Source organism: Arthrobacter sp. NPDC056493, from assembly GCF_042795115.1.
Taxonomy (GTDB): Bacteria; Actinomycetota; Actinomycetes; order Actinomycetales; family Micrococcaceae; genus Arthrobacter.
Genome location: NZ_JBHTSL010000059.1, coordinates 16,920 through 34,973, shown reverse-complemented (window position 1 = coordinate 34,973; position 18,054 = coordinate 16,920). Strand labels below are relative to the sequence as shown.

Annotated in this window: 14 protein-coding genes and 2 tRNA genes; 5 read left to right on the top strand and 11 right to left on the bottom strand. The window is 67.4% G+C overall.

The genetic code is table 11. The features are described 5' to 3' along the window. Positions 1-37: 37 nt before the first annotated feature. From ACFQ50_RS19685 to ACFQ50_RS19670, 4 genes are read right to left on the bottom strand one after another with little or no spacing between them, the layout of a single operon-like run. Positions 38-1,747 (bottom strand): glycoside hydrolase family 13 protein, encoded by a 1,710-nt coding sequence (locus ACFQ50_RS19685; RefSeq protein ID WP_377997319.1) that lies wholly within the window; start codon positions 1,745-1,747, stop codon positions 38-40. Positions 1,748-1,799: 52 nt separating this feature from the next. Continuing rightward, positions 1,800-2,702 (bottom strand): carbohydrate ABC transporter permease, encoded by a 903-nt coding sequence (locus ACFQ50_RS19680; RefSeq protein WP_377997318.1) that lies wholly within the window; start codon positions 2,700-2,702, stop codon positions 1,800-1,802. Then, complete coding sequence (locus tag ACFQ50_RS19675; RefSeq protein ID WP_377997317.1) at positions 2,702-3,649, bottom strand: carbohydrate ABC transporter permease; 948 nt, start codon at positions 3,647-3,649, stop codon at positions 2,702-2,704. Before ACFQ50_RS19675 ends, ACFQ50_RS19680 begins: the two co-directional genes overlap by 1 nt. Before the next feature lie 23 nt (positions 3,650-3,672). Further along, on the bottom strand, positions 3,673-4,977 hold the full coding sequence (locus ACFQ50_RS19670) for an ABC transporter substrate-binding protein (protein ID WP_377997316.1): 1,305 nt from the start codon (positions 4,975-4,977) through the stop codon (positions 3,673-3,675). Positions 4,978-5,207: 230 nt separating this feature from the next. Between ACFQ50_RS19670 and ACFQ50_RS19665 the strand changes: the two genes are divergently transcribed. Beyond that, complete coding sequence (locus ACFQ50_RS19665) at positions 5,208-6,410, top strand: ROK family protein (protein WP_377997315.1); 1,203 nt, start codon at positions 5,208-5,210, stop codon at positions 6,408-6,410. Positions 6,411-6,503: 93 nt separating this feature from the next. Here the strand turns inward: ACFQ50_RS19665 and ACFQ50_RS19660 are convergent, their stop codons facing one another. From ACFQ50_RS19660 to ACFQ50_RS19650, 3 genes are all read right to left on the bottom strand, one after another. Continuing rightward, positions 6,504-8,075, bottom strand: coding sequence for a Na+/H+ antiporter (locus ACFQ50_RS19660; RefSeq protein ID WP_377997314.1), 1,572 nt, complete (start codon positions 8,073-8,075; stop codon positions 6,504-6,506). Between the two features lie 231 nt (positions 8,076-8,306). Then, a complete protein-coding gene (locus ACFQ50_RS19655) occupies positions 8,307-8,966 on the bottom strand; it encodes an NAD(P)H-binding protein (RefSeq protein ID WP_377997313.1) in 660 nt (219 codons plus the stop codon). A 22-nt stretch (positions 8,967-8,988) separates the two neighbouring features. Continuing rightward, positions 8,989-9,552, bottom strand: a complete 564-nt coding sequence (locus tag ACFQ50_RS19650; RefSeq protein ID WP_377997312.1) for a dihydrofolate reductase family protein — start codon at positions 9,550-9,552, stop codon at positions 8,989-8,991. Between the two features lie 281 nt (positions 9,553-9,833). Between ACFQ50_RS19650 and ACFQ50_RS19645 the strand changes: the two genes are divergently transcribed. Next, positions 9,834-10,523 carry an HNH endonuclease family protein gene (locus ACFQ50_RS19645; protein WP_377997311.1) on the top strand — a complete coding sequence of 230 codons (690 nt, stop codon included), beginning with the start codon at positions 9,834-9,836 and terminating at the stop codon, positions 10,521-10,523. 161 nt (positions 10,524-10,684) lie between these two features. Here the strand turns inward: ACFQ50_RS19645 and ACFQ50_RS19640 are convergent. The 4 genes from ACFQ50_RS19640 to ACFQ50_RS19625 all read right to left on the bottom strand — a co-directional run bounded on the left by ACFQ50_RS19640 (position 10,685) and on the right by ACFQ50_RS19625 (position 14,391). Continuing rightward, positions 10,685-10,758 (bottom strand) — tRNA-Met (locus ACFQ50_RS19640). A gap of 61 nt (positions 10,759-10,819) precedes the next feature. Next, a tRNA-Thr gene (locus tag ACFQ50_RS19635) sits at positions 10,820-10,891 on the bottom strand. A gap of 283 nt (positions 10,892-11,174) precedes the next feature. Further along, the gene (locus ACFQ50_RS19630; protein WP_377997310.1) at positions 11,175-13,247 is read right to left on the bottom strand and encodes a DEAD/DEAH box helicase; all 2,073 of its coding nucleotides are present in this window, start codon (positions 13,245-13,247) and stop codon (positions 11,175-11,177) included. A gap of 490 nt (positions 13,248-13,737) precedes the next feature. Further along, the gene (locus tag ACFQ50_RS19625; RefSeq protein WP_377997309.1) at positions 13,738-14,391 is read right to left on the bottom strand and encodes an MOSC domain-containing protein; all 654 of its coding nucleotides are present in this window, start codon (positions 14,389-14,391) and stop codon (positions 13,738-13,740) included. A gap of 196 nt (positions 14,392-14,587) precedes the next feature. Between ACFQ50_RS19625 and ACFQ50_RS19620 the strand changes: the two genes are divergently transcribed. From ACFQ50_RS19620 to ACFQ50_RS19610, 3 genes are read left to right on the top strand one after another with little or no spacing between them, the layout of a single operon-like run. Next, the gene (locus tag ACFQ50_RS19620; RefSeq protein WP_377997308.1) at positions 14,588-15,307 is read left to right on the top strand and encodes a Tat pathway signal protein; all 720 of its coding nucleotides are present in this window, start codon (positions 14,588-14,590) and stop codon (positions 15,305-15,307) included. A 2-nt stretch (positions 15,308-15,309) separates the two neighbouring features. After that, entirely contained in the window at positions 15,310-16,530 is a 1,221-nt protein-coding gene (locus tag ACFQ50_RS19615) for a glutathionylspermidine synthase family protein (protein WP_377997307.1), read from the top strand. Beyond that, on the top strand, positions 16,527-18,050 hold the full coding sequence (locus ACFQ50_RS19610; protein WP_377997306.1) for an APC family permease: 1,524 nt from the start codon (positions 16,527-16,529) through the stop codon (positions 18,048-18,050). Before ACFQ50_RS19615 ends, ACFQ50_RS19610 begins: the two co-directional genes overlap by 4 nt. The last annotated feature ends 4 nt before the right edge of the window (positions 18,051-18,054 follow it).

Here is an 18,054-nt window from a genome sequence, read left to right as displayed (position 1 = left end):
TTGCTATTCAGTCGGCGGTCAGCGCAGCCAGTTGGAGTCAGCGCAGCCAGGCCGTGGTGTTGGCCGGCAGCTTGCCGCCTTCCAGCGGTGCGCTGCTCACCAGCACCCCGCCGGCGGGAAGGTCGACGGCGGTGTCCCCGAAGTTGGTGACCGCCTGCCAGCCGCCGGGACGGCTGAAGTGCAGGACGTCCGGGTTTCCGGTTTCGATCCACTCCAGCTCTTCGTCCGCCTGCAGCTCGCGGCGGAGCTTCAGCGCCGTGCGGTAGAGCTCCAGCGTGGAGCCCTGGGTGCCGTCCTCCGCCTCGACGGCGTACTTGCTGAACCAATTGGGCTGCGGCAGGTGCGCACCGCCGTCGCCGAAACCGAAGGACGTGCCCTCCACGGCCCACGGCAGCGGCACGCGGCAGCCGTCGCGGCCCACTTCCACTCCCCTGTTGCGGAAGAACGACGGGTCCTGGCGCTCGGATTCGGGGATGTCCGCCACTTCCTGCAGGCCCAGTTCCTCGCCCTGGTACAGGTAGGCGGAGCCGGGCAGCGCGAGCATCAGGAGCGTTGCGGCGCGGGCTCGGCGCAGGCCGAGTTCGACGTCGAGGTCCTTTTCCGGTCCGCCGGCCAGCAGCCAGTCCTTGCCGTCCTGGCCCTTGGCGTGCTTGCCTTTGGAGCCCTTGGGCAGGCCGTAGCGGGTGGCGTGCCGGACGACGTCGTGGTTGGAGAACACCCAGGTGGACGAGGCACCGGTGGCGGCGGCCTCTGCCAGGTTGCGGGTGATGATCTCGTGGAATTCCTCGGCGTCGAAGTCGGCCTGCAGGAGGTCGAAGTTGAAGGCCTGGCCCAGTCCTTCGGGGCTGGCGTAGCGGGCCCGGCGGGTGGCGTGCACCCAGGCCTCGGCGACGGCGGTGCGCGGCGGGTTGTACTCGTTGAAGACCTCGCGCCATTCGGCGTAGACCTCGTGCACTTCGTCGCGGTCCCAGAACGGGTGCGAGCCGTCGTCGAAGCCGTCCGTACCCGTGTTGGCGGCGCTCAGTTCCAGCTTGGAGAGCAGCGGTTCGGTGAGGTCCTTGGTGAGCGCGTGCGCCACGTCAACGCGGAAGCCGTCCACGCCGCGGTCCGACCAGAAGCGCAGAGTCTTGAGGAAGTCGTCGCGGATTTCCCGGTTGGCCCAGTTCAGGTCCGGCTGCTCCTTGGCGAAGATGTGCATGTACCACTGGCCGGGGGTGCCGTCCGGTTCGGTGATGCGCTCCCAGGCGGGGCCGCCGAAGACGGAGTCCCAGTCCGACGGCGGGAACTCGCCGTTGGGGCCCTTGCCGTCCCGGAAGATGTAGCGGTCCCGGGCCGGGGAGCCCTTCGGTGCGGCGAGGGCTTCCCTGAACCATTCGTGCCGGTCCGAGGAGTGGTTCGGGACGATGTCGGCGATCAGCTTGATGCCCGCGGCGTGGAGGGCGCCGGCCATCTCGTCAAAGTCCTCCAGCGTGCCGAGCTTCGGGTCCACGTTGCGGTAGTCATCCACGTCGTAGCCGCCGTCGGCGAGCGCCGAGGGGTAGAACGGGCTGAGCCAGACCGCGTCGATTCCAAGCGTCTTCAGGTACGGGACCTTGGCCGTGATGCCCCGGATGTCGCCCAGGCCGTCGCCGTTCGAGTCGGAAAAGCTGCGGGGGTAGATCTGGTAGACGGACGCCTGGCGCCACCAGTTCGGATCGGCCAGGCGGTCGGAATCGGAAAGGGTTGCCAGCGTGGCGGTGGAGGACAAGGGATGATCCTTTTCTTGTGGTTGGGGTTGTTGCTGGACTGGTTTGATGGGTCTACTTGACGGCCCCGCGCATGACTCCGGACAGTACCCAACGCTGGGCCAGGATGTAAACCACCAAAGTGGGAGCCATGGCCATCAGGTACGACGCGAACGCGAGGCTGTAGTTAGTGTTGAACTCTCCTTGGAAGAGCATCTGCACCACTGGAAGGGTCTGCAGGGCGGGGTCGGCGATCATCATCTGAGGCAGCAGGAAGTCGTTCCATGAGCCGAGGAAGGCGAAGATGCCCACGGTGGCGTTCATGGGGGCCAGCAGCGGGAAGATGATCTTGCGGAACACCTGCCAGGTGGTGGCGCCGTCGAGCCGGGCCGATTCCTCCAGCTCCACCGGAATGGAGCGGACGAAGGCGATGTACAGCAGCGTGTTGAACGAGATGCCGCCCAGCACGTGCAGGAACACCACGCCGCCGGGGTTGTCCAGGCCGAGGAGGGCCGTCTGCTTGATCAGCGGCAGGATGATCACCGGAAACGGGATGAACATGGCCGAGAGCAGGTAGACGAAGGAGCCCCGGAAGAACCTCCGGTTCCAGTTCCTGGCGATGGCATAGGCCACGAGCGAGCTGCAGGCCAGCGAACCGAGGACGCTGAATACGGTGACGAACGCCGTCGACATAAATGCCCGCGGGAAATTCGTTGCCACGTAGGCGGCGCCGAAGTTCTCCCAGTTCACCGGGCTGGGCCATTCCAGCCCCGTGCCCGTTCCGATCTGGTCCGGGGACTTCAGGGCCATGGCCACGGTGAAGTACAGCGGGAGCAGCACGGTCAGCGAGGCCACCAGCATCAGCGCGGTGAGCCACCAGTTGATCCTGTAGCCTTCCCGGCCGGAGCGATTTTTCCGGCGGGCCGGGGTGGTACCGGGACGGGCCGGGCGGCGTGCGGTCAGCGGAAATGCAGTCATTAGAGTGAAACCCCCCGGCGCTGGATGAGGCGCAGCTGGATGACGGAGATGAGCAGGGTGATCAGGAAGTAGATGACAGCGTTCGCCATCTGGTAGGAGTAGTCCCCGCCCGTGAAGCCGGAGAAGATGCGCATGGCCACGGACTGGGTGGCCATGCCCGGGCCGCCGCCGGTGAGGCCGACGATAATCTCGTAGGTGCCCAGGAAGCCCTTGAAGCCGAGGATCACGTTGATGACGAGATATCCGAGGATGAGCGGCAGGGTCAGGCTCAGGAACTGCCGCACGCTGCCGGCGCCGTCGAGGTCCGCTGCTTCATAGACCTCGGACGGGACACTCTGCAGCCCGGCCAGGTAGATGATCGTGGCGCCGGGAGCCGCCTGCCAGACCGTGACCAGAACGATGGCCAGCCAGGCGAGGTTCTCGTTGGCCAGGATGCTCGTGGCCAGCGGGGTCACGCCGAGGCTGTCCGCCAGCACGGGCAGGGTGTTGGAGAACAGGTAGTTGAACACGAAGGACACCACCAGGGCGGAGAGCACCATCGGGATGAAGAACACGGTGCGGATGCCGGTGCGCCACTTGATCTTCGCGTTCAGGCCGAGCGCGATCGCCAGTGCCACGACGTTGACCACCACGGTGGTGGTCAGGGCGAACACGAACGTGAAGATGTAGGACTGCAGGATCGCGGGGTCCCGGAAGATGTTGATGTAGTTGGACAGTCCAATGAACTTCCAGTCACCGTAGCCGGCGTAGTTCGTCAGGCTGAAGAACACGCCCACGAGCGCGGGCAGCGTGATGAAGAAGGCGAACAGCGCCAGGACCGGCACCACCATCCAGTAGTACGCCGGATCGATGCGGCCCTTGGCGCGGACGGTGCGCTGCGGTGTCTTCGGGGGAACGGTCGTGGCGGCGGGCAGGGCTGCCTGCGCCGACTCTGAGGTTGTAGTCATGGGGGCTCCTGGATTCGGGCGGGTCAGACCGCGGTGCGCTCGGCGACGCGGCGCCATTCGTCGTCGAGGGCGGAAAGGAATTGCTCGCCGTTCTTGCCGTACACAAAGGATTGGATGTAGTTGTACAGCGGTACCGACGGCGGGAAGTAGGTGGTGGCTCCCTGGTAGTACCGGCCCTCCCGGACGGAGGCGGCGAGGCCGGTGATCTGGGGATTTTCGACGGCGGGAGCTTCCTTGAGCGGCGAGAACGCCGCGTTCTTTTCGTTGTAGGCGTTCACCACGGAGGGGTCCAGCAGGTAGCTGACGAACCGCCGTGCCGCCGCCATGTTCCGGGTGTTTCGCGGGATGGACAGGGCCATGTCCACGTTGACCCGGGCCTTGGTGTCCGCGGGGTTGTTCGTGACGGGCAGCGGGAAGCTGCCGAGCCTGACGTCCTTGTTGGCGGCCACCAGCTGGGACAGCGCCCACGGCCCCTGCAGGTACATGGCCGCCTGGCCCTTGGCGAACGCGGCATTGCCGTCCGCGTAGTTCTTGCTCGCGGCGCCCTTCTGTGAGAGGGCTGCCAGCTCAAGCATCTTGGGCAGGACCGGACCGAAATTGCTGGTGAACGACTCCTTGGCGTCTTCGCTAATGGCGGCACCCCTGGCGGTGAGCTTCGCGAAAAAGTCGGCGACGTCCAGGGAGCCGCCCGCGAGGTAGTCGAACATCCCCTGCCCGAGGGTCCAGCTGTCCTTGAAGGTCCCGTAGATGGGGGTGATGCCGGCGGCCGTGAATTTCCCGCAGGCCGCGACGAACTCGTCCCAGGTGGCGGGGACCTGTACGCCGTGGGCTTCGAAAATGTCGCGGTTGTAGATGACTCCGGCGGCGGCCAGGGAGAACGGGAGGGCGCTGGTTTCGTGCCCGTTGTACTGTCCCCAGGAGCTGACAAGGTCCTGCACCTTGGGGTCGATGGTGGCCGCCGCGGGCAGGTCCGAGAGGTCCGCAAACACGCCCTTGCGCACGAAGTCGGCGGTGGCCTGGGCGAAGCCGCGGGTCACGACGTCCGGCGGATCGTTGCGGACCAGGCCCGGGACGAAGTTGCCCTCGTTGAAGTCCTGGATGACGCGGATGTCCGGGTTGAGTGCCTCGAAGTCCTTGATGACCCGGTTGAAGTAGGCCACCACCTCGGGCTTGTTCTGCATGAAGCGCAGCGTGGTGGTGCCGTTCTGGCTGCTGGGCACGGAACCGCCGGGCACGGAACCGCAGCCTGCCAGCGGCAGGACGGCTGCCGCGCCGGCGAGCCCGGCAGCCTTGAACAGCGCCCGCCGGCTGAGCGGAGTCGCGCTCACAGTGCGGAGGCCGGGGCGGAGTGCTGGCAGGTGGCGCGGCGTTGCGGTTTCCGGAGTTGGCGGTGCTTCGAAGGGCTGTTCACAGTTGCTCCTTTGCAAAAGGGCTGAGGAAAAAGCTGGAAGGAGAATTCCGTGGCCGGCGGCCGTCCGGCCCACGTTGGTAGTTTATATGGAATCTAAATTTAGTTCCTCAAGTATTATGTGGGGAAGAGCACAAGGAGGTCAACACCATGTCCGAGATGACGGCGGCCACGCCCCAGCTGCTGCGCCGGGTGAGCGCCGGAGCTGTCCTGGATTTCATGCGCGCCTCGGGTGCGGTGACGGTTACCGAGGTCATCCAGGCCACCGGCCTGACCCGGGCCACTGCCATCTCCGTGTGCGAGGACCTCATGCAGCGCGGGTGGATCACCGAGCTGGAGAACCAGCGCGCCTTTGGCGGTTACCAGAAGGGACGGCCCGCCCGGCGGTTCGAACTCAATGAGCGTGCAGGGTACGTCCTGGGAATGGACGTGGGCTTCTCCAAGGCCACAGTGGTGGTCTCCGACCTTCGCGGCACGGCGCTGGGACGGGCCAGCCAGCCGTTTGAGATTGAGGACATGTCCGCCGAGGAACGCGTGGCGGTCATTGACCGGGCCGCCGCCATGGCCCTGCGCAGTGTGGGGGCCTCCCCCGACGCCGTACTGGCCGTGTGCGCCGGCATCGCCGCCCCTGTGGACCGGAACGGCAACATCCTGGCGGCCCAGCACTTTTGGGGGCTGTTCGACGTCGGCCTCAAGTCCGCGCTGCACAAGCTGCACGGGTGGACGGTGCTGCTGGAGAACGACGCCAACCTCGCGGCCCTTGGCGAACGGTGGCGGGGCGCGGCGGAAGGTGTGGACGACGTCGTCGTGATCCTGGCGAGTGAACGCTTCGGTTCCGGCGTCATTGAAGACGGCCGCCTGCTGCATGGCAGCGGGGGCGGCGCGGGTGAACTCGCGTACCTGGACCTGGTGGAGGGAGTGGGCGACACCTTCGGCATCGCCATGCTGGCACGCACCTGGGCTGCGGAGGCATTGGCGGGCACTGCGAAGACGTCGCTGCGCGAGCACGCCGCCACGGGGGCCGAGGCGGAACACGTCTTTGCCGCTGCCGCCGCGGGTGATGCGGAGGCCCTGAAGATCCTGGACCGCCTGGCCGACAGGATGGCCCGGGTGATCGGCTCGGTGGCCACCATGATCAACCCCGAGCTCGTGGTGATCGGCGGCGCGGTGGCCAACTCTGCGGGTGTCCTGCTCGGGCCCATTGCTGCCCGGCTGCCGGAGTTCACGGCCACCGCACCGCGGGTGGCGGTCTCGCCACTGGGCGATTCCATCGTCACCGTGGGCGCGGTCCGGCGGGCCCTGGACTACGTGGAGACGAACACCCTGGACCTGGAGCTCAACGTCCCGGCCTGAGCCGCCCTACGAGCCCAGCGCGAACGAACACTTAAGCCCCGCACCCGCCGGGGCTTAAGTGTACGTTCGCGCTCTCCTACTCCGGCACGATCCCTACTCCGGCATGATCATGGTCCGCAGGTCGAGCTGGCGCAGCACCCGGTCCGCCACCTCGGGATCCATGTCCGGTTCGCTGCGGGCCGCGACGACTTCCTGCCGCGCGGCGTCCAGGGCGATGGTCTGGACTGTGATGGCCAGCTCCCGGCCCCGCTCACGCTTCTCGGCCAGGCTCTCGTTGCGGAGGCTGCCATCCAGCAGCTCGGCATGGAGCCGGGTCATCTTCTCCTTCACCAGCGCCACCTTCTCCGGCGGCAGCTCCTTCACAAGCTCGTTGTCCTTCAGCGCGGCCACGGCGGCCGCCTGCGCACGGCGGGCAAGGAGCCGCGCCGCGTCGCGTTCCTCGGTGCCGTCCTGGGACGCGTTCAGAACCCTCATCAGCCACGGCAGCGTCAGGCCCGGCAGCACCAGGGTGGCCAGCAGCACCGCGCATGCCGTGACGAGCACCTGGTCCCGCGCCGGGAACGGCGTGCCGTCCGCGAGCGCAACCGGGAGGGCCAGCGCCAGGGCCAGGGTGGCCAGCCCGCGCATGCCGCACCAGGTCAGGATTAGGACCTCCTTGGCGGAGGTCGGCTGCAGCAGGTTCTTCCGTTTGCGGGCGGACACCGCCAGCAGACCCAGCCAGCCGAACCGGACGGCGAACACCAGGATGCAGACCACGACGGCGGTCCCCGCCATCCCGAAGATGGCTGAACCTTCCGTGCGAACCACATCCTGGATCTCGAGCCCCACGAGCCCGAAGGCAAGCCCCGTCACCAGCAGCTCCACCACGTCCCAGAAGGCCGTCCGGGTCACGCGCTCGGCGGCGTCCTGCGGGCGGGTGTGCCGCTGCATCTCCAAGGCGGTGACCACGACGGCGATCACCCCTGACGCGTGGAACTCCTCCGCCAGGATGTAGGCGGCAAACGGCACCACCAGGGTCACGGCGCTGCGGGCCACCATGGACGCCACCAGCCGGGTGATCAGCGACGTCAGCCAGCCCATGGCGATCCCGACCACGACGGCAAGTGCCGCCCCCACGATGAACTTGAGGACGACGTCGGGCCCTATCCTGGTGCCGCCGACGGCGGCGGCGACAGCTGCCTGGAAGATGACGATGGCGGCCGCGTCGTTAAAGAGCCCTTCGCTCTGCAGCACCGTGATCAGCCGCCGGGGCATGTGCACGCGGCCGGCCACGGATTCCACCGCGACGGGGTCCGGCGGCGCCACCATGGCTCCCAGTGCGATGGCGGCCGGGATACCGATGCCGGGAATCATGAGCCACGCGGCGCCCGCGACCACGGCGGTGGAGATGACCACCAGGGCCACGGCGAGCATGATGAGCGTGCGCCACCGGACCCGGAAGACTGCCCAGGAGCTCCGCTGGGCGGTGGCGAACAGCAGCGGCGGGAGGAAGATCGGCAGGATCAGCTCCGGCGGGATCTCGATGTCCGGGAAGCCCGGGAAGAACGTCAGCGCCACGGCCAGGAGCAGCATCAGGACCGGGTAGGGCAGCCGCAGCCGGTCCCCGAGACCGACTGCCACCACGGTGGCGAGCAGCAGCCCGATGATGAGTGCCAACTGGTCCATGTGCCCACTTTCCCCGGAGTGCGCCACGCCTCGGACGGAGGGCGGCCGTGCCTTTCAACCCTACCGGGAACACTCCGGCCCTACGCCTGCCCCGGCGCAGCTGCCGCCGAACGCCGTCGCGGCGCTGCCGCCGCTGAACATCAGCGCGAACGCACAGTTAAGCCCCGCACCCGCCGGGGCTCAAGTGTGCGTTCGCGCTCCTGCTTGCAGGCCGGCTGGACCCGGGCGGGGCTACCGCAGGGCGTCCAGCGCGGCCGCCACCGGCTGGGTGCCGTCGCGGAATTCGATGGTCCGGCCAGCGGTTCCCGGCAGGTACAGCACCGCGGCGGCGACGATGGCCACGTTAGCTCGCGAGGTCTGCGTCCCGGAACCGGCGTCGGCGGGATTCACGTCGATCAGCCCGTCCCCCGGGCCTTCGGTCAGCGTACCCGGCCCCAGGATGGTCCAGTCGAGCTTGGTGCCGCGGAGGTACCCGTCGGCGGCGGCCTTGGCTTCGGCGTACGCGTGGAAGCTGTGCCCCTCGGGAACCCCGTGGTCCGGGCCCGCGCCAAAGTAGGAGACCATCACATAGCGACCGACGCCGGCCTCCGCGGCCGCGTCCATGGAACGGATGGCGGCGTCGCGGTCCACCGCGTACGTGCGGGACGGGTTCCCTCCCCCGGCGCCTGCGGACCAGACCACGGCGTCGTGGTTCTTGAACGCGGCGGCGATCTCCGCCGTCGTCGAGTTTTCAACGTCAAGGACCGCCGGCGATGCACCGGTGGCGGCGACGTCCGCCGAATGGTCCGGGTTGCGGACGAAGGACGTGACGCTGTGCCCCTGTTCCGTGAGGAGGGCGGACAGATGCAGGGCCACCTTGCCGTGGCCGCCGATGATTGCGATACGGGTCATGCCCCCATTGTGTCCCATCCGGTCAGTCAGTCCGGTTGGCGTAGCGGAGGAACACGGTGCCGTTGCCGAACCGCCGCTCCTCGAGCAGCTCCAGCCGCAGCCGGACGTCATCCGGGAGGAAGCGCTTGCCGCCGCCCACCGCCACGGGCGAGAGGAACATCTGGAGCTCGTCCACCAGCCCCGCCCGGATGGCGGCCGCGGCCAACTCCGCGCCGCCCACCGCCAGGTCCCGGCCGGCGTCGGCTTTGAGCCGCCGGACGGCGTCGGCGCGGAACTCCCGCTCGATCCGGGTCCGGGCGGTGCTCACGTCCTTCAGGGTGCGGGAGAAGACCACCTTGTCCGCTGCCTGCCAGAGGTCCGCGAAGTCCCGGATGTAGCCGGGAATCTCGCCGAAGTCCTCCGGATGCTCCCACGCCGCCATCACCTCGTACATCCGGCGGCCGAGCAGGTGGGTTCCCGCCGGCCGCATCAGCTCGTTGACGAAGGTATGGACCTCGGCGTCCGGCTCGGCCCAGTCGAAGTTGCCGTCCCGGTCCGCGATGTACCCGTCAAGGGACATGAGTCCCAAGTAGATCAGCCTGGCCATGTCCGCTCCTGTTGTCCGCCTGCGGTGTGCAGTCCGACCTTAGGGTCAAGCCGCCCGGATGACAACGGTTGCGCCGGTTCCGGAACCATCCGCAGCCTTCCCACAGGATTGCATCAAGACCTCATCAAGGATCCAGTCCTCCCAAGTTGCGGCTGACATGCTGGTTGACGCATCAAGCAATTCGTACCGTTTCAGGAATCATCATTGGGGGAATCATGCCGCTAGGCACGTTCAATCACTCCGGCCCGCACGCTGGGCCATTCAAGCAAGCACGACGCCGGGTGGTTGCCGGCGCTGCGTCCGTCACGTCCGGCCCTTGGGTCCGGTCGCTGTCCGCTGCGGCAGTGGCCGCCGGCCTGCTGCTCCCCGGGCTGGCCGTCCCCGCGGAGGCCGCCACCTACTATTCCGCGCCGCTGCGCACCGCTGTCCGCGCCCTCGCGGTGGCAGCGGAGCACAATGCCGGCTACGACCGGAACCGCTACTTCGGCACGTGGCTGGACACCAACCGCGACTGCCAGAACACCCGGGCCGAGGTCCTGCTGCAGGAGGCGAAGGCCGCCGCGACGTACACCAGCGCGCGCCGGTGCACCGTGCGGACGGGCCGCTGGGTCACCAGGTGGGACAACCGCACGCACACCGAGGCGTCAGCCGTGGAGATCGATCACACGGTGCCCGTCCACGAGGCGTGGGGCTCCGGCGCCCGCTCCTGGTCACAGGCGCGCCGGGTGGCGTTCTACAACGACCTCGGCGACGGCCGGTCCCTGAACGCGCAGACCGCCGCGCTGAACTCCGCCAAGCAGGCCAAGGGTCCGGAGGCGTGGATGCCGCCGGTGAATAAGTGCGAATACATCGGCAACTGGATCGCCGTGAAGATCCGGTGGGGCCTGCGGGCGGACAGCGCCGAGAAGGCAGCCCTGATCCGCTGGGCTGACTCGTGCCCGAACGTGCGCATCAGCGTCACCAAGGCTTAGGCCCCCGGGTCACGGGGCCGGTCCAGGACGGAAGCAGTCCAAAATGGGGCACTTTGACACGGGACACGCCGCCCGCCGTCGTGTCCGTAAGTCGGCTGGTGCCGCGCTCGCCAAAAACAAAAGCAGGCCAGGGGCTGAATGCCTCTGGCCTGCAGATTCTGTAGCGGTGGGGAGGCTCGATCTCCCGACCTCACGATTATGAGTCGTGCGCTCTAACCAACTGAGCTACACCGCCACGAATGAGAAAAACCTGTGTCAAGCCGGTCAAGACCGCCTTGACACAGGCCCTCATTCCGAGCCCCCCACCGGAATCGATCCGGTGACCTCGTTCTTACCAAGAACGCGCTCTACCACTGAGCTAGGGGGGCAACGAGTAAATACTCTACCCGAAGATTTCACACTCAACAAATCGGCGGCGGAACGGGGTTCCCTGGCCCGAAAAACCGCGGAAATACAGGCCCGAAGCGGGTACCAGGCCCCCTTTGGACGCCCCTCCCGGGCCTGTCGGGACGCAGATGTGACGAAGCGTACACGCGGGCCACGTGGAACGGCTTAAATAGAGACAGGCCGGCTGAACAGCCGGCCTGTCTCTATTCGGATGCGGAATTCACCACAGCGCCATTCATCGCGCGAATTACCGCGAGGGGGTGGTTACCACTTGCCCTTGCGGTTGAAGTCGCGGTGGCCGCCTTCGCTGCCGTGGCGGGGCTTGCGTGCGCCATCACCGTGCCCGCCGAAGCGGGAGTCGCTGGACTGGCCCCGGTCGCCGCCGAAGCCGCGCTCGGAACGCTCGCTGTACGCACGGCCGCCGCGGTCAGCGGAGGAACGCTCGCCGTCGTTCTTGCGGAATTCCTTCTTGAAGCCGCCATTGCCCTTGAAGTTGCCGCCGCGGCCACCGCCCTGGTAGCCGCCGCGGTCACCACGATCGCCGCGGTCACCGGAGGGCTTGCGGCCGCTGTCGAGCTCAAGGTGGATCAGCTCGCCGCCGATGCGGGTGCGGGACAGGGCGCGCAGCTGCTCGGGGCTCAGGTCCGCGGGAAGCTCCACGAGGGAGTGGTCCGAGCGGATGTCGATGCCGCCGATCTGCGACGAGGAGATTCCGCCTTCGTTGGCAATAGCACCCACGATGGAACCCGGCATGACACGCTGGCGCCGTCCCACCGCGATCCGGTAGGTGGCGTTGCCTTCGGTAAGCGCACGGGTCGGGCCGCGCGAGCCGAAGCCGTCCTTGGAACGTTCGCGCTTCTGGAACTCGGGAGCAGCAGGCAGTTCCTTGACCAGGAGCGGCTGTCCGCCCTGGGCCATGACGGCCAGTGCCGCAGCGATTTCTGCTGCCGGCACGTTGTGTTCCTCCTCGTAGGAAGCGATGAGGTCGCGGAATGCCGCCACGTCCTCGGACTCAAGCGTCTCGGTGATCTTGTCAGCGAACTTGCCCAGGCGCAGCGAGTTGACTGTCTCCGCCGTCGGCAGGTGCATCTGCTCCACCGGCTGCCGCGTGGCCTTCTCAATGGAACGCAGCAGGTACTTCTCCCGGGGCGTCATGAAGAGGATCGCGTCGCCGGAACGGCCGGCACGGCCCGTGCGGCCGATCCGGTGCACGTAGGACTCGGTGTCGTGCGGGATGTCGTAGTTGACCACGTGGCTGATGCGCTCAACGTCAAGGCCGCGGGCGGCGACGTCGGTGGCAACCAAGATGTCGATGCGTCCTTCCTTCAGCGCGTCAACAGTGCGTTCGCGCTGCTGCTGCGGGATGTCACCGTTGATGGCGGCAGCCTGGAAGCCGCGCGCACGCAGCTTGTCGGCGAGGTCCTCGGTGGCCATCTTGGTGCGCACGAAGGCAATGACGCCGTCGAACTCTTCGACCTCGAGGATGCGGGTCATGGCATCGAGCTTGTGCGGGCCCATCACCTGCAGGTAACGCTGGCGGGTGTTGGCGCCGGTGGTGGTCTTGGACTTGACCTGGACCTCGGCAGGGTTGTTCAGGTACTGCTTGGACATCCGGCGGATCTGGCTCGGCATGGTGGCCGAGAAGAGCGCCACCTGGCGGGTTTCCGGGGTCTGCTGGAAGATCTGCTCCACGTCTTCAGCGAAGCCCATGCGCAGCATCTCGTCCGCTTCGTCCAGCACCAGGTACTGAAGTTCGGAGAGGTCCAGGGAGCCCTTGGCGATGTGGTCGATCACACGGCCGGGGGTACCCACAACAACCTGGGCACCGCGGCGCAGGCCGGCCAGCTGCGGGCCGTAGGCGGAGCCGCCGTAGACGGGGAGGACAGTGAAGTCGTCCATGTGCTTGGCGTACGAGGTGAAGGCCTCGGCAACCTGGAGCGCCAGCTCACGGGTCGGTGCGAGGACCAGGGCCTGCGTCTTGCGGGAAGGGCCGTTGAGGTCGTGGAGTTCGGCCAGCCGGGACAGTGCCGGTACTGCGAATGCTGCAGTCTTACCGGTACCGGTCTGGGCCAGGCCGACTACGTCGCGGCCTTCGAGCAGCAGCGGGATGGTGGCTGCCTGGATGGGCGAGGGCTTTTCGTAGCCGACGTCCTGCAAGGCGGCGAGGACCCGGCCGTCGAGGCCAAGGTCGGTGAAGCGAACGCCTTCTTCTTCCGGCTCGGCTGCAGCGGGGGCTGCGGCCTCGGCGGGCTCGGCTACGGGGACAGCAGCCTCGGTGAATTCGATGGTGGCGGTTTCGGCGGTCGCCTCGGTGGCGTCGTCGTGATTTTCGGGCATAGGGAAATATTCCTCATCCATAGGGGGCCAGGCGGCACAACCCGAGGTGAGCGGAGCCGCAGTACTTGTGCCGTGGGCGCCGGGCATTCATTGACCGGCCGGTCACGTCGAAGTCCGGCGCTTTCGCAATCCCGTGGCAGGACTTCGCACTGCATCTCTTGGCTGCTATCCCAGCAGTCTGTACAGCGTTTTCTTCAGCCGGCTCTCCCTATGAAACTGCCCGCATCACATTTGCGGGCCCCAACACTTGCCAGTCCTGCCTCAAAAATTGGGCAGGAATAAGGGATTTCCGGAGTGGGGGATGTTTCCAGTGTAGGGCATGACAACGCATGCGGACGAACCGAGGGCCCGGCAGGGGCGGTGAGCTTGCGCACACGGGGCATTTTTGCCCCGGTTTCCGCGCCGATGCAGTCCTGCGCCCGCGCCGATTCAGGAGGGCGTCCACCCCGGCCGGCTGAAAGCGGTGCAGAAACGCGGCAGTACCGCCGGTCTAGCCGCCGACGCGGCGGAGCATCTGCTCGAACCGGTCGTGGTACTCGGGCTGCAGCCGGATTTCACCATCGGCCTCGGCGTCGCGCAGGGCCTCGATGGCGTCGACGTCGGGCTCGCTGAACCAGCGGCCGATTGTCACCCCATGCTTGGGCACGAAGAGTCGGTGGATGTGGTCGCCCGCCTGCACGGATCCGGTCTTGACGACGCGCAGGTAGGCGCCCACCCGGCCGGCCTGTGTGAACCGCTTGACCCACTGGGCCTCGTCCATGCGCCGCTGGAAGGTCGCGCACGGAACACGCGGCGAGGTGACCTCAACCTCAACATCCAGCCCGATCCGCCAACGTTCACCGATGACGGCGCCAGTGGTTTCGATCCCCGCGACGCGCATGTTCTCACCGAAGATCCCCGGCGGCAGTTCGCGCTGCAGCTCACCGATCCAGTAGTCGGCGTCGGCCTGGGAATAGGCGTAGAGCGCCTGGTCCTCTCCCCCGTGGTGGATGCGGCTAGCCTGGACGTCACCGTGCAAACCGAGCTTGTGCACCTTCACCGGCCCGTCCACGGGGCGCTTGTCGATGGCGGTGACGCCCACGCTTCCCTCGTCCGGAAGGAGCTGGTGGACCCGGCAAACGGCAAGCAGAGTAGCTGTGTGCATGGCACCAGTCTAGGTTCTCGGCCTGACCAGCGCTTTTGGTGTTTCCGGCGGGACGGTGGGGTGTGGAAATTTATTCACCGCAGCACCCACCAGCCACTAGGCTTGCTGCAGTATTCACCGGCTGCACGGACAGCCGGTTCCGCCGGCCGCAGCCATGCGTTCCGGCCACCACCAGCATGGAGCAGCAGGGGGAACCATGGACCCGGAGAAGGACCCGAGCAAGGACGCCGACGGGCCCCGGCACGACGACGTGACCGGCGGAAACGACGGCAGGTCCGGCCAGGGCGTCCCGTCTGGCGGTCCGGCCAAGCCGCCGCCCTGGCAGGTGCCTAAGCCCGAGCTCCACCCCGAGCTGCTGGCCCCCGGCACGCAGGGACAGGAAGGACCTGGAAAGCCAGGCAAGGAAAAACCCCGTAGCGGAACCCGAGGCAAGGCAACCACCGGCCCCGGGCACCCGAGCGAAACTGGCGTCCCCCAGCCCAGCCCCGTCTTCGATCCGTTCGCCCGCGACCGCGAGCGCGACGCGGCGGCCCGGAAGAAGCGGTCGCAGCGCCGCACGGTGGTGGTGGGCCTCGGTGTCACGGCCCTTCTGGCGGGCACCATCACCGCGATCGTGGCCAGCAATGAGCAGGACCCCGACTACGCCCAGGTCTGCTTCAACGAGCAAACCGGCGAGCGCGTCGAGGACACCCAGTGCAACAGCTCGGCCGGCCGCGGCGGCGCCCTCTATGCCTGGTACTTCTATGCGCGCGGGGCCAGCGTTCCGGGCATCGGCCAGAACCGGACGGCCTACCCGAATTTCACCAGGACAGTGCCACAGGGGGCCAAGACGTCCACGGGGTACAGCAGCAAAGGCGGCACGGTCAGCAGGGGCGGCTTCGGTAGCAGCTCCAAGGGCGGAAGCACGGGAGGCTAGGCGTGAAGCGGTTACTCTCGGAGCCCCGGCCGGACTGGAAGCAGAAGATCGAGGAACAGGGCCTGGTGTTCTCCACCACCATCCTTCCCGGCGGCAAGAAGATCGAGTACTGGAACGAGGCCGCCTACTACGAATTCACCATGGACGAGGTGGAGGCGCTGGAGATCACGGCCGAGGACATGCACAGGATGTGCCTGGAGGCCGCGAAGTTCCTGGCCACGGGCGCCATGGGCCCCATCGGCATCGGCCCGCAGGCCCTCGAACTGGCCGCCGAGTCGCTGCAGGCCGGGGACCAGGACATCTACGGCCGCTTCGATTTCATCTATGACGGCCAGGGCGGCGCGGCCAAGATGCTTGAGTACAACGCGGACACGCCCACCGGCCTCATCGAGGCGGCCGTGGCGCAGTGGTTCTGGCTGCAGGATGTCTTCCCGGAGAAGGACCAGTGGAACGGCATCCACGAGGCACTGATCCGGCAGTGGAAGAAGCTGCAGTACCGCACGGGAATGAGCACCTTGCACGTGGCCCACTCCGAAGCCGAGGAATCGGGTGAGGACTGGATGACGGCCGCCTACATGCGCGACGTTGCCAGCCAGGCCGGGTGGACCACCATCGGCATCAACATGTCCGACATCGGCTGGGACCCGAACCTGAACCGCTTCGTGGACATGGACAACTTCATGATCAGCACCATCTTTAAGCTCTACCCCTGGGAGCTGATGATGAAGGAGCCGTTCGGCCACCGCCTGCTGCAGCGCTCGCACAATCCCCGCTGGGTGGAGCCAGCCTGGAAAATGCTGCTGTCCAACAAGGCACTCCTGGCCGCCCTGTGGCACCTCTACCCCGACCACCCGAACCTGCTGCCCGCCTACCTCAACGACCCCGGACCTTTGAAGGAGTGGGTGGCCAAGCCGCTGCACGGCCGCGAAGGCGACAACATCCGGGTCCATGCGGAGGGCATCAGCCTGGAGAAGCCCGGCGGATACGGCCGCGAAGGCTGGTGCTACCAGCAGTACCATTCCCTGCCCGACTTCGACGGCAACCATCCCGTCCTGGGCCTGTGGGTGGTGGACGGCGAATCGGTGGGCTGCGGCATCCGCGAGTCCGACGGGCCGGTCACCGACTACTTCTGCCGCTTCGTCCCCAACACCATTGACGCGCCGGCGCCGCTGAGCGTCCAGGCGGCACAAGCCAACGCGAACAAGGCAGGGATAGCCCTATGAAAACCCGAACGACGACGGCGGCCGGCGGCGCCGCGAACCAGCCCGGCGGTGCCGTCCCCGGCAAGGGACTCCGCGCCGGGATCCTGGACCTTGGCGACTCCGTGATGCTGGGCCTCGCCTCCACCGCGCCGGTCTACTCGCTGGCCGCGACGCTGGGGCTGATCGTGGCCGTCAACGGGAACTACACCCCGCTGATCCTGGTCCTGGGCTTCGTTCCCGTCCTGTTCATCGCCTACGCCTTCCGCGAACTCAACAGCGCAATGCCGGACTGCGGCACCACGTTCATCTGGGCCCGCCGCGCCTTCGGCCCCTGGGCGGGATGGCTGGGCGGCTGGGGCATGGCCCTGGCCGGCGTGGTGGTCCTGGCCAACCTGGCACAGGTGGCGGGCCAGTACGTGTGGCTGCTAATCGGCGACGGGTCACTGGCGGGGAACAAGGCAGTGGTGACCGCCACCGGCGTCGTTTTCATCGCCTTCATGACCCTCGTCAACTACCGCGGGATCCGGCTGGGTGAGCACGTCCAGCGGACCCTGACGTACGTCCAGTACATCTCGCTGGGCATCTTCGCGGTGGCGATCATCCTCCGGATAGCGGGCCTGACAGGCGGGGCACCGACGGGCCAGCCGTTCGACGCCGAATGGTTCAACCCGGCCGGGGCGTTCGCCGATCCCGGGGCGGTGGTGCACGGCATCCTGCTGGCCCTGTTCATCTACTGGGGCTGGGACACGTGCCTGGCGGTCAATGAGGAAACCGAGAACCCGGCCACCACCCCGGGCCGCGGCGCGGTCATCTCGGCGTTCGTGCTGGTGGCCATCTACGTCTCGGTGGCGCTGCTGGTGATGATGTACGCGTCCGTGGGGACGGAGGGAATCGGGCTGGCCAACGCCGACAACCAGGACGACGTGTTCCTCGCGATGAAGGACGTGGTGCTGGGTCCCTGGGGCTGGCTGATCGTGGTGGCGGTGCTGGCGTCCGTGCTGTCCTCCACCCAGACCACCATCCTCCCCACCGCCCGCGGCACCCTGTCCATGGGCGTCCACCGGGCCCTGCCGCCGAAGTTCGGGGAGGTCCACGAGCGGAACCAGACCCCTGGCTTCTCCACCCAGGTGATGGGCGCCGCGGCCATCGTTTACTACGTGGCCATGAGCTTCCTCAGCGAGAACCTGCTGTCCGATTCCATCAGTTCCATCAGCCTGTTCATCGCCTTCTACTACGCCCTCACCGGCTTTGCCTGCGCCTGGTACTTCCGGGACACGCTGCGGAAGTCCGCGCGCAACCTGTGGTTCCGCGGCATCCTCCCGCTGCTCGGGGCGCTGCTGCTGACCGCGGCGTTCTTTATCTCTGCGGCGCAGATGTGGGATCCGGCCTACGGGAACACGCAGATCTTCGGCGTCGGCGGGGCCTTCGTCAGCGGAGTGGTGCTGCTGGCCCTCGGCGTAGTGCTGGCCGCTGTCTGCCGGTTCCTGCCCTCAACCCGCGGGTACTTCCTGGGCAGCAACCAGGTTCCCGCGGGCCGGTAGTCCC